9 protein-coding genes are annotated in these 12,733 nt (G+C 38.0%); 6 read left to right on the top strand and 3 right to left on the bottom strand.

Annotated elements, in window-relative coordinates; all coding sequences use genetic code 11:
* Positions 1 to 56: 56 nt before the first annotated feature.
* From nrdA to ubiG, 3 genes are all read right to left on the bottom strand, one after another.
* A complete protein-coding gene (gene nrdA / locus QUD79_RS09105; RefSeq protein ID WP_184422476.1) occupies positions 57 to 2,330 on the bottom strand; it encodes a class 1a ribonucleoside-diphosphate reductase subunit alpha in 2,274 nt (757 codons plus the stop codon).
* Between the two features lie 390 nt (positions 2,331 to 2,720).
* Complete coding sequence (locus tag QUD79_RS09100; protein WP_286287781.1) at positions 2,721 to 3,386, bottom strand: HAD family hydrolase; 666 nt, start codon at positions 3,384 to 3,386, stop codon at positions 2,721 to 2,723.
* A 2-nt stretch (positions 3,387 to 3,388) separates the two neighbouring features.
* Positions 3,389 to 4,096: a bifunctional 2-polyprenyl-6-hydroxyphenol methylase/3-demethylubiquinol 3-O-methyltransferase UbiG gene (gene ubiG / locus QUD79_RS09095; protein ID WP_184422471.1), complete on the bottom strand. Its 708-nt coding sequence runs from the start codon at positions 4,094 to 4,096 to the stop codon at positions 3,389 to 3,391.
* Positions 4,097 to 4,633: 537 nt separating this feature from the next.
* Between ubiG and gyrA the strand changes: the two genes are divergently transcribed.
* The 6 genes from gyrA (at position 4,634) to ihfB (ending at position 12,724) form a co-directional block, all read left to right on the top strand.
* The gene (gene gyrA / locus QUD79_RS09090; protein ID WP_184422469.1) at positions 4,634 to 7,342 is read left to right on the top strand and encodes a DNA topoisomerase (ATP-hydrolyzing) subunit A; all 2,709 of its coding nucleotides are present in this window, start codon (positions 4,634 to 4,636) and stop codon (positions 7,340 to 7,342) included.
* An 80-nt stretch (positions 7,343 to 7,422) separates the two neighbouring features.
* On the top strand, positions 7,423 to 8,508 hold the full coding sequence (gene serC, locus QUD79_RS09085; protein WP_184422467.1) for a 3-phosphoserine/phosphohydroxythreonine transaminase: 1,086 nt from the start codon (positions 7,423 to 7,425) through the stop codon (positions 8,506 to 8,508).
* Position 8,509: 1 nt separating this feature from the next.
* On the top strand, positions 8,510 to 9,790 hold the full coding sequence (gene aroA / locus QUD79_RS09080) for a 3-phosphoshikimate 1-carboxyvinyltransferase (RefSeq protein WP_184422465.1): 1,281 nt from the start codon (positions 8,510 to 8,512) through the stop codon (positions 9,788 to 9,790).
* Between the two features lie 85 nt (positions 9,791 to 9,875).
* Positions 9,876 to 10,571 carry a (d)CMP kinase gene (cmk, locus tag QUD79_RS09075; protein ID WP_184422463.1) on the top strand — a complete coding sequence of 232 codons (696 nt, stop codon included), beginning with the start codon at positions 9,876 to 9,878 and terminating at the stop codon, positions 10,569 to 10,571.
* 115 nt (positions 10,572 to 10,686) lie between these two features.
* A complete protein-coding gene (gene rpsA / locus QUD79_RS09070) occupies positions 10,687 to 12,348 on the top strand; it encodes a 30S ribosomal protein S1 (RefSeq protein WP_184422461.1) in 1,662 nt (553 codons plus the stop codon).
* An 88-nt stretch (positions 12,349 to 12,436) separates the two neighbouring features.
* Complete coding sequence (gene ihfB, locus QUD79_RS09065) at positions 12,437 to 12,724, top strand: integration host factor subunit beta (protein ID WP_184422459.1); 288 nt, start codon at positions 12,437 to 12,439, stop codon at positions 12,722 to 12,724.
* Positions 12,725 to 12,733: the final 9 nt, after the last annotated feature.

Genomic DNA, 12,733 nt, shown 5'->3' with positions numbered 1-12,733 from the left:
ACATCGCAAGCATCAGCGTCTGCGATATTTAATTTGGTTATCAGATATACACGAGCTTAAATTTTACACGCACCGCCTTCACAGTCAGCATCTTCTTGTTCTATATGACTGTCTGCTGCACCGTCGCGAGTGTTGTGGTAATACAAGGTTTTTATGCCCAGTTTATAAGCCGTTAATATATCCTGTAGTATTTGTTTTACAGGTACTTTGCCACCATCATATTTATTTGGATCATAATTGGTATTTGCAGAGATAGTTTGGTCAACAAATTTTTGCATAATACCAACAAGCTGCAAATAGCCTTCATTGCTTGGTATATTCCAAAGTAACTCGTAATTGTCTTTTAACGCTTCATACTCTGGAACTACTTGCTTTAATGTTCCGTCTTTACTTGCTTTTACGCTGATAAGACCACGAGGTGGCTCAATACCGTTAGTTGCATTTGAGATTTGTGAAGATGTTTCTGAAGGCATTAATGCAGAAACGGTTGAGTTTCTTACCCCGTGCTCTTTAATGCTGGCTCTTAAGGTTTCCCAATCAAGGTGCAATGGCTCTGCTGTAATTTTATCGACTTCGCGCTTGTAGGTATCAATTGGTAAAATACCTTGTGATAAACGAGTTTCATTAAATTTAGGGCAAGCACCTTGCTCTTTTGCTAACTCATTTGAAGCTTTTAATAAATAATACTGAATTGCTTCAAAGGTTCTATGGGTTAAGTTGTTCGCACTACCATTTGAGTAAAACACACCATTTTTAGCAAGGTAATAGGCGTAATTAATCACACCTATACCTAATGTTCTGCGGCCCATTGTAGCATTATGAGCGGCTGGTACAGGGTAGTCTTGGTAATCTAATAAACTATCTAAAGCACGAATTGCTAAATCTGCAAGACCTTCTAATTCATCTAAGCTTTTGATTGCACCTAGGTTGAATGCAGACAAGGTACACAATGCAATTTCACCATTTGGATCATTTACATCATTCATTGGCTTTGTAGGTAGTGCTATTTCTAAACATAAGTTACTTTGACGAATAGGCGCTAACGAAGGGATAAATGGACTATGAGTGTTACAGTGGTCAACGTTTTGCAAGTAAATACGACCTGTACTTGCACGCTCTTGTGCAAATAATGTAAATAGCTCTATCGCTTTTATACGCTTCTTACGGATGCTATCGTCTGCTTCATATTGTAAATACAGTTGTTCAAACTTATCTTGATCTTCAAAGAATGCGTCATACAACCCAGGAACATCACTTGGACTAAATAGGGTGATTGCTTCACCTTTGATTAAGCGTTGGTACATAACTTTATTAAACTGAACGCCGTAATCTAAATGACGCACGCGGTTTTCTTCTACCCCGCGGTTATTTTTCAGTACAAGCAGACTTTCTACTTCTAAATGCCATAAAGGATAGAAAAGTGTAGCTGCACCGCCTCTTACACCACCTTGAGAGCAACTTTTGACAGCCGTTTGAAAGTGCTTATAAAAGGGTATACAACCTGTATGAAATGCTTCGCCATTTCGGATAGTACTGCCAAGCGCACGAATACGTCCAGCGTTAATACCAATCCCAGCGCGTTGCGAGACATATTTTACAATAGAGCTTGATGTTGCATTTATTGAGTCTAAACTGTCACCACATTCAATTAATACACAAGATGAAAACTGTCTAGTTGGTGTGCGTACACCTGCCATAATTGGAGTAGGCAAAGAAATTTTAAATGTTGAAATTGCGTTATAAAAGCCTTCAACATAAGATAAGCGTGTTTCAGCCGGATATTTAGCAAATAAACAAGCAGAAACTAGCAAGTAAAGAAACTGTGCACTTTCGTAAATTTCACCCGTAACACGGTTCTGAACTAAATACTTCCCTTCAAGCTGCTTTACAGCAGCATAACTGAAAGTAAGATCGCGACTATGATCCAGAAAAGTTTCCATTTGTTCTATTTCAGCTTGAGTATAATCTTGTAATAAGTGTTCATCATACTTACCGGCTTCAACAAGCTTTACTATATGAGAATAAAGTGAAGGAGGCTCGAATTGACCGTATGCTTTTTTGCGTAGGTGAAATATCGCTAAACGCGCTGATAAAAACTGATAATCAGGAGTTTCTTCAGAAATAAGATCGGCAGCTGATTTAATAATTGTTTCATGAATATCTTCGGTTTTAATGCCATCATAAAATTGAATGTGTGACTTTAACTCAACCTGAGAAACCGATACGTTATTTAAACCTTGGGCGGCCCATGCAATAACTTTATGAATTTTTTCTAAATCGATCAGTTCTCTATTGCCATTGCGTTTAGTTACAAAAAGATTGCTATTCATGAAAATCCTGTAAATCTGATTATTATTTTAGTTATTCGGCGTATATATTACTCCCTTGAGCTGTTTGATTGAAAAAACACCAAAACACTATATCTGGGGGGTAATGCAAATTGTGATCACAAGATAATGAGGTTTGGGTACGAATGCAAGTGGTATTAGGGTTTAATTTATTATCTCTTTGGTAGATAAAAATTTGTGTTAGTAGTGGCTAACTGAGTACCACGTTTTAATTTTGATTTTACAAAAACGCAATGGTTATTTACTATTTTTTTAGCCTTACAAACTCTTTTATTGAATTTGGTTATATCTATATAGCTAAAACTAATATTAAAAATTAACTCATTTAATATCAATAGTTTAGTGTTTTTGTGTAATAAAGTGGCAGCTTGTCTATTTAATCAACGCTTTAATTTCTAATGGCGATTTACAGCTGAAATCACTTAACCAATTATTACAATCAGAAAGATTATTTATATAACCCCATTGTGCAATAACGGTTGTCATATTTGCAGCATTACCAGCTTCTATGTCTCTAGGCGCATCACCTACATAAAGTGTGTGCTTCGGATCAACATTCATTTCTTTACAGGCATGAAGCAAAGGTTCGGGATCGGGTTTTCTTTTGGCTAAGGTATCTCCACCGATAATAACTTGGCAATCATTAAACTCTGGGAAGTTTGGCAGTAGCTTTAAGGTTAGATCTTCGGGCTTGTTTGTTACAATACCCCAAGTAATATTATGCTGTTTAAGGTATTCAATGAGTTCTATAACACCTGAATATATCGATGTATGCGTTGCGATATTATTTTCGTAGTAGGATAAAAATTGTTGACGTAACTCTTGAAAATTAAACGCGCTAAGCTTGTCTTTGAACCCTAGTTCAAGCAACCCTTTAGCGCCGTCAGAAGCTACAGGGCGATATGCTGAACGCTCAACCAAAGGTAAGTTGTTTTGTAAAAGCAGATGATTTAGCGCCGCGCCTAAATCGTTAGCTGTATCGAGTAACGTTCCGTCTAAGTCAAACAACACCGCTTGAGTAGCACTTGGTAAAGACACCTTTATACCTTCTGACAACATAAAATATAATTAACGCCCAAATCACTATTGAGCTTATGATTTTCTGTTATCGGGTTGTAATGTAAACCAGCGGCATCAATACATTTTAAACCATACTGCTCAGCCCAACCGATAAGTTGAGAAGGGCGAATAAATTTGTCATGTTCATGCGTACCGTCAGGCACAATTTTTAATATTTTTTCTGCAGCTAAAATAGCAAGTAAATATGATTTTAACGTTTTGTTTAACGTTGAAAAAAACACAAAACCACCTGGTTTAACCATGTCAGCACAGGCTTTTACTATTGATGAAGGGTCTGGAACATGCTCTAACATTTCCATACAGGTTACCGCATCAAAATTTTCAAGGTGCTTTAAGGCAAACTCTTCAGCAGGTATTTTTTCATAGGTTAAAGTTACGCCAGTCTCAAGTGCATGTAACTTAGCGACATTTAAAGGTTCATCGCCCATATCTATTCCGGTAACTTGAGCTCCAAGCTTTGCTAAACTTTCAGCTAAAATCCCACCTCCACAACCGACATCTACTATTTTTTTATCGAAAATGTCACCTAAGTACTGAATAATAAATTGACGACGAATCGGGTTAATTTGATGCAGAGGTTTGAAGTCACCATCTAAATCCCACCATTGGTGAGCTACCTTTTCGAATTTGGCAATTTCATCTGGGTTTACATTAAGAGTATCTGTCATTAGGTTTATTGGTAATAACTAAAGTTTAACAAGATTTTATATGATTCTGCTTTCCTAGCAAGCACTAATATTCTTTCTGAGCTTTTACTTCTGTAATCCCTGTGCTTTTGTATCTTCCAAAACGTTGCTTTTGAACATTCAAATGGTAAGGGATGTTTTACTTTGAATGATGGGGTGTATTCCGACTTTAATGTTTATCTACGCTTTATCGATATTTACTGATAAATAAACAGTATTTTTGAGTGTTTAATGACCAATGTTTGCTTGATGTTTTTATTATACACAAAGAAGGTGATTGTTTAATGTTCAATTAATTCTTTTTACAGGGTAAAGACATTATTTAGAACAATTAATTATCAATATAAACAAATATTTAGTATTGGTTGACAGTTAAGGTATTTTTCACTTGAAAAGTAGGCGTAAGCAGCGCAAAATGTCAGGTCATAAAGAGTAAGGCATATTGACGGTTTTGTGTTAGTATACGCGCCTTATTAACAATAATAATGTTAAAATTTATTTTAGGGATACCGCCGTTTTATGACTGATCTGGCTAAAGAAATTCTTCCTGTCAATATTGAGGATGAGCTGAAAAGTTCCTACTTAGATTATGCAATGAGTGTAATTGTAGGACGAGCATTACCTGATGTTCGCGATGGATTAAAGCCTGTACATCGTCGTGTTTTATTTGCGATGAACGTATTGGGTAATGATTATAATAAACCTTATAAAAAGTCAGCCCGTGTGGTTGGTGATGTAATAGGTAAGTATCACCCACATGGTGACACCGCAGTTTACGACACGATTGTTCGTATGGCTCAGCCTTTCTCACTTCGTTATATGTTAGTTGACGGACAAGGTAACTTCGGTTCTGTTGATGGTGACTCAGCTGCAGCAATGCGTTATACCGAAATTCGCATGGCGAAGATATCGCACTCAATTCTCGCAGACCTTGATAAAGAAACGGTAGACTTTGTACCTAACTATGATGGGACTGAGCATATACCCGCTGTAATGCCAACACGTATTCCTAACTTACTAGTTAATGGTACGTCGGGGATTGCTGTAGGTATGGCAACGAATATACCACCGCATAACTTAACTGAAGTGATCAATGGTTGTTTAGCTTATATCGAAAATAACGATATCACTATTGATGAACTAATTGATTACATACCTGGCCCTGACTTTCCAACTGCAGGTATTATCAGTGGTAGAGCAGGCATTGAAGAGGCCTATAAAACAGGCCGTGGTAAAATAAAAATTCGTGCACTTGCTGACATCGAAGTTGATGATAAGTCGGGCAAAGAAACCATTATTGTTCATGAACTTCCATACCAAGTAAACAAAGCTCGCTTAATAGAAAAAATGGCTGAGCTTGTTAAAGAAAAACGTCTTGAAGGTATTTCTGCTTTACGTGATGAATCTGATAAAGATGGTATGCGTATGGTGATAGAAATTAAACGTGGAGAAGTAGGTGAAGTTGTTTTAAATAACTTATATAAACTTACTCAAATGCAAGTCTCGTTTGGTTTAAATATGGTTGCGTTAACCAATGGTCAACCTAAGTTATTTAACCTTAAAGAAATGCTTGAAGCGTTTGTTCTTCATCGTCGTGAAGTTGTTACACGTCGAACCATATTTGAATTACGTAAAGCTCGTGAGCGTGCCCATATTCTTGAAGGCCTTTCAATTGCACTCGCAAATATAGATCCAATCATTAAGTTGATAAAGGAATCGAGTAATAGAAAAGAAGCTGAAGAGAAATTAATTCTTCAAGGATGGGAGCTTGGTAACGTAAGTCATATGTTAGAAAGTGCTGGCACCGACGCTGCTCGTCCTGAATGGTTAGAGCCTGAATACGGCATTCGTGATGGTTTGTATTACCTTACTGCCGAACAAGCTAAAGCAATTGTTGACTTACAGTTATATAAATTGTCTGGCATGGAACACGAAAAAATTCTAAGTGAGTACAAAGCGTTATTAGACCTTATTGCTGAATTAATGCATATTTTGGCAAGTCCTGAGCGCTTAATGGAAGTTATTCGTGAAGAGTTAGAAGTCATTAGAGACGAATTTGGCGACGAACGTCGTACAGAAATCACCAATGCTTCACATGATCTTTCTTTAGAAGATTTAATTAGTGAAGAAGATGTTGTTGTTACTTTATCGAATGAAGGTTATGTGAAGTACCAAATACTTTCTGATTATCAGTCTCAACGCAGAGGTGGTAAAGGTAAAGCAGCGACTAAGATGAAGGAAGAAGACTTCATTGAACGTTTATTGGTCGCTAATACTCACGATACCATTTTATGCTTCTCGAACCGTGGCAAGTTGTATTGGTTAAAAGTGTATCAATTACCATTAGCAAGCCGTACTGCTCGAGGCCGACCAATCGTCAATTTACTACCATTAGGCGATGATGAAAAAATTACAGCTATCTTACCCGTACGTGAGTATGAAGAAGATAAGTTTATTATTATGGCTACAGCCTCTGGCACAGTGAAGAAAACGCCTTTAACTGCGTATTCGAATCAAAGAGCCAATGGTATTATTGCATTGAACCTTCGTGATGATGACACACTTATTGGTGTAGACATTACCAATGGTGAAAACGATATTATGCTGTTTTCAGATGCTGGTAAAGTAGTCCGTTTTAATGAAAAAGCACGTGATAGCGAAACCGGTGAAGTGAAAAGAGACCCTGAAACAGGTGAAGAAATTCATGCATTGCGTGCAATGGGACGTACTGCTACAGGTGTTCGTGGTATCAGACTTGAAGGTGATCAGAAAGTTGTTTCACTTATCGTACCTAAATCTGATGGCGCAGTCTTAACTATCACACAAAACGGTTATGGTAAGCGTACCGAGTTAGCTGAGTATCCAGCGAAAAGCCGAGCAACCAAAGGTGTTGTTTCTATTAAAGTAAGTGATAGAAATGGCCCTGTTGTTGGCGCAGTTCAGGTTGAACATGAAGATGAAATCATGTTGATCACTGATAACGGCACACTGGTTCGCACACGAGTTAATGAGGTTAGTATTATAGGCCGTAATACTCAGGGTGTTCGTATTATTCGAACAGCTGAAGAAGAACATGTAGTTGCTTTGCAGCGCATTGATGAAATTGAAGTGAATGAGTCGCTTGTTGATGGTGAAGAACAATCAACAGACGAAGAGACAATTATTTCGTCGAGTGATGCAACACTGACTGATGTAAGTGATGAAACCAGCGAAGGCGATAACGAATAGTTACCGTTTCGTAAATGAAAATAGGCGGTATTGACCGCCTATTTTTTTGACTTAAATATATAAGAAGGAAGTTAATGCGTATGTCTGCTGTCTATAATTTTTGTGCCGGCCCAGCTATGCTGCCAGTACCTGTGATGGTAAAAGCACAATCTGAATTTCTCAATTGGAATAACACCGGTTGTTCAGTAATGGAGCTTAGCCATCGTAGTAAAGAGTTTATGGCGGTAGCAACAAAAGCAGAAGCAGACTTACGTCAATTAATGTCAATTCCAGACAATTATAAAGTGCTTTTTTGTCATGGCGGCGGACGTGGTCAATTTTCAGCGGTTCCTCTTAATTTACTTCCGGCTAACAAAAGTGCTGACTATATTATTACTGGTTCATGGTCTAAAGCTGCCGCTAATGAGGCTGAAAACTTTGGCCTAATCAATAAAATAAATGTTGTTGAAAAGGTTAATGGACAACGTCAAATCAAAGATTCTAGCCAGTGGCCATTAGATAAAAATGCGGCATATGTACATTATTGCCCTAATGAAACAGTTGATGGATTAGAGTTGTTTGATATCCCTGAAACCCATGGTGTGCCTTTGGTTGCTGATTTGTCATCTACCATATTATCAAGAGAAATCGACGTTTCAAAATTTGCTTTAATATATGCAGGAGCTCAAAAAAATATTGGGCCGTCAGGGTTAACTATCGTTATTGTGCGAGAAGATCTTTTAGGAAGCGCTGATGTTAAAACACCTTGTATATTTAATTACCAAACTGAAGCAGATAATAGTTCTATGTACAATACACCTCCTACATACGCATGGTATTTAGCCGGCTTAGTTTTTGAATGGTTAATTGACTCTGGCGGTGTTAAAGCGATTTCATCAATCAACAAAGAAAAAGCCCAATTATTATATCAATTTGTAGATAACAGCAAATTTTACCGTAACGATATTGCAAGTCAGCACCGTAGTTTAATGAATGTGCCTTTTTGGTTAGTAGACGAATCTCTTAACAATGCATTTCTTGAACAAGCAAAAAGTGCAGGGCTGTTAGCGCTTGAAGGTCATAGAATGGTTGGTGGAATGCGCGCTAGTATTTACAATGCGATGCCTATTGAAGGTGTGCAAAAGCTCGTTAACTTTATGCGCGAATTTGAAAAAGGAAATAGTTAGTATGGAACAGTTAACATTAAATCCAATTGATAAAATAAATGGTGAGGTGTTTTTACCAGGGTCTAAAAGTTTATCAAACCGTGCTTTATTAATTGCTGCATTAGCTAATGGTACAACTAAAATAACAAACTTACTGGTGAGTGACGATATTAAACACATGCTAAATGCGTTAACTGCACTGGGGATACAATATCATTTAAGTGACTGTGGTACTGAATGTACTATTGTTGGCAATAATGGCTTTTTTAAAGTTAATGAGCCTACTGAATTATATTTAGGGAACGCTGGCACTGCAATGCGCCCTTTATGTGCAGCACTTGCGGCTAGTGAAGGAACGTTTGTATTAACAGGCGAGCCAAGAATGAAAGAAAGACCTATCGGGCATTTGGTCGATGCGTTACAGCAACTAAGCGCTAATATTATATATCTTGAAAACTCAGATTATCCTCCCGTAAAAATTACCGGTAAAAGTCTATCGGCAAATACCATTAAGATTGATGGGTCGATTTCTAGCCAATTCCTAACCGCTATACTTATGATAGCACCTCTTTTAACTACTGATATTAATATAGATATTGTAGGAGAGTTGGTTTCTAAGCCTTATATTGATATTACGTTAAATATTATGAGTCGGTTTGGTATTAATGTACAAAATGACAGTTATCAGTCATTTAAAGTAAAAGGCAATCAATCCTATCAATCTGTTGAACGTTATATGGTTGAAGGTGATGCATCTTCAGCGTCATATTTTTTAGCAGCTGGTGCTATTAAAGGTGGACAAATTACCGTTCATGGTGTTGGTAAACTGAGCGTTCAAGGAGATAAACACTTTGCAGATGTGCTAGAAAAAATGGGTGCAAAAGTGATATGGAATGATGAATCTATTACGGTGGTAGGTAAACCACTTACAGCGGTAGATATGGATATGAACCATATCCCTGATGCCGCAATGACAATAGCCACAACCGCACTTTTTGCTAAGGGTACAACAACAATTCGTAATATATATAATTGGCGAGTTAAAGAAACCGACCGTTTATTTGCAATGGCAATTGAGCTTCGTAAAGTTGGTGCTGAAGTTATTGAAGGTGAAGATTTTATTTCTATTACACCACCAAGAACACTTAAACATGCACAAATTGATACCTATGACGATCACAGAGTAGCAATGTGTTTTTCACTTGTTGCCTTGAGTGATACACCTGTTACCATTAATGATCCAAAATGTACGGCTAAAACGTTTCCTGATTATTTCGTCAAATTAGCTCAGGTGTCGTGCTGATTCATTAGAGAATTAATTTTTACGCGATTTTGAAATATAATTGCCGTATAATTTCGCCGATTTGCGACATTAGGAGAATAAATATATGCAGGAAAACATTCCAGTTATCGCGATAGATGGCCCAAGTGGTGCGGGTAAAGGTACAGCTGCACGATTAGTCGCAGAAAAACTAGGTTGGCACTTACTTGATAGTGGTGCTATTTATCGTGTACTTGCAGTGGCAAGCCAGCATCATCATTTAGGTGTTGAAGAAGAAGAGCCACTTATTCCAATTGCAGCGCATCTCGATGTCCAGTTTACTATTAGTTCATCAGGTGAAGGAAAAGTTATTTTAGAAGGCGAAAATGTTACCGACATCATTCGCACCGAAGAAATTGGGGAGCTAGCGTCCAAAGTAGCGGCTTTTCCTCGTGTGCGAGAAGCTTTGTTACGTAGACAGCGTGCGTTTAAAAACACTCCTGGGCTTGTTGCAGACGGCCGAGATATGGGGACAGTTGTTTTTACTACGGCACCTGTAAAAGTATTTTTAACCGCAAGTGCAGAAGAACGCGCGCAGCGACGATATAATCAGTTGAAAGCGAAGGGGTTTGATGTTAAAATCGGGCGCCTTTTGGATGACATACGTCAACGAGATGAGCGAGATCAAAACCGAAAGGTGGCCCCGCTTGTACCTGCAGAAGGTGCGTTAATCCTTGATTCTACAGACCTTTCTATCGATGAAGTGGTGGAAAGAATCTTAACATTTACGAATGAAAAATTAACGCAAAAAACGACTATATAGTTAGAATAAGTTTAACTATTACTAAATAACCTAGCGTACGGATGCAATAGGTTTTATTAACAACCCCATGATACAAGTACGTAGATTGGATTAAAAACTGAGTTCATATACACTTATGACTGAAAATTTTGCACAACTTTTTGAAGAAAGTTTAAAAGAAATCGAAACACGTCCAGGTTCTATTATTAAAGGAACTGTGGTAGCCATCAACAAAGACAACGTTTTAGTTGACGCCGGCTTAAAATCTGAAAGCGTTATCTCTATTGATCAGTTCAAAAATACAGCTGGTGAAGTAGAAATTAATGTTGGTGACGAAATTGATGTTGCATTAGATGCAACTGATGATGGTTTCGGTGAAACAATTCTTTCTCGTGAAAAAGCAAAACGTCATGAAGCATGGCAAGTGCTTGAAAAAGCATACGAAGAAAAAGAAACTGTTATCGGTGTTATCAACGGTAAAGTTAAAGGTGGTTTCACGGTTGAAGTTAGCAATATTCGTGCTTTCTTACCGGGTTCATTAGTTGATGTTCGTCCTATTCGTGACACAGCTCACCTTGAAGGTAAAGATTTAGAATTCAAAGTTATTAAGCTTGACCAAAAGCGTAATAACGTAGTTGTTTCTCGTCGCGCAGTTATCGAATCAGAAAGCAGCGTTGAACGTGATCAATTATTAGAGTCACTAGCAGAAGGCATGGAAGTTAAAGGTATCGTTAAGAACCTTACTGACTACGGTGCATTCGTTGACTTAGGTGGTATTGACGGTTTATTACATATCACAGATATGGCTTGGAAGCGTGTTAAGCACCCAAGTGAAATCGTAAACGTTGGCGATGAAATTCAAGTTAAAGTATTGAAATTCGACCGTGATCGTACTCGTGTTTCATTAGGTATGAAGCAATTAGGTGAAGATCCATGGGTTGCTATTGCTAAGCGTTACCCAGAAGGTGCTAAACTTTCTGGTCGTGTAACTAACTTAACTGATTATGGTTGTTTTGTTGAAATCCAAGAAGGCGTTGAAGGTTTAGTTCACGTTTCTGAAATGGATTGGACAAACAAAAACATCCACCCATCTAAAGTTGTTAACTTAGGTGATACTGTTGAAGTAATGGTACTTGAAATTGACGAAGAACGTCGTCGTATTTCACTAGGCCTTAAACAATGCATCCCGAACCCTTGGGAAGAGTTTGCTAAAAACTTCAACAAAGGTGATAAAGTTTCAGGTAAGATCAAATCAATTACAGATTTTGGTATCTTTATCGGTCTTGACGGTGGCATTGATGGTCTTGTTCACTTATCTGATATTTCATGGGCTGGCGGTGAAGAAGCTGTTCGTGAATATAAGAAAGGTGACGAAATCTCAGCTGTTGTACTACAAGTTGACCCAGAGCGTGAGCGAATTTCATTAGGCGTTAAGCAAACTGAAGATGATCCGTTCAACATGTATCTGACAGATAACAAAAAAGGTGCTATTGTTACTGGTAAGGTAGTTGAAGTTGACGCAAAAGGCGCTAAAATTGAATTAGCAGATGGCGTTGAAGGATACTTACGTGTATCAGACATTTCACGTGACCGCATCGAAGATGCTACTACTGAATTATCTGTTGGTGATAGCGTTGAGACTAAGTTCATGGGCGTAGATCGTAAGAATCGTGCTATTAGCTTATCAATCAAAGCGAAAGACCAAGCAGAAGAGCGCGATGCTATGGACAACTTAAACCAGCCTGAAGAGTCTAGTTTAAGTGCAATGGCTGAAGCGTTTAAAAACGCTAAAAGTTAATTTTAGCCAGGAAGCAGAGAAGTACTAAGTAGAGTACTTCTCTTATTTAAAACCATTGGCGTGATGCTAAATGACACTGGGAGGTCAAATGACCAAGTCAGAACTCATTGAAAGATTGGCGGATAAATTTAATCATTTGTCTGCGAAAGATGTAGAGCAAGCGATTAAAGAAATTCTAGAGATGATGGTGCAAACCTTATCGAAGGGAGATCGCATTGAAATTCGTGGATTTGGCAGTTTTTCATTGCATTATCGAGCCCCACGCGTTGGGCGTAACCCTAAAACCGGTGAGTCAGTGAACTTATCTGGTAAGTATGTTCCGCATTTTAAACCTGGTAAAGAGTTACGTGAACGAGTTAATCTCTCGTTGTCGTAATTGAAAAAC

Source organism: Thalassotalea piscium (assembly GCF_030295935.1).
In the GTDB taxonomy this organism is placed as follows: Bacteria; Pseudomonadota; Gammaproteobacteria; order Enterobacterales; family Alteromonadaceae; genus Thalassotalea_B; species Thalassotalea_B piscium.
The sequence above is the reverse complement of the archived record's forward strand: the minus strand, read 5'-3'. Positions and strand labels throughout refer to the sequence as shown.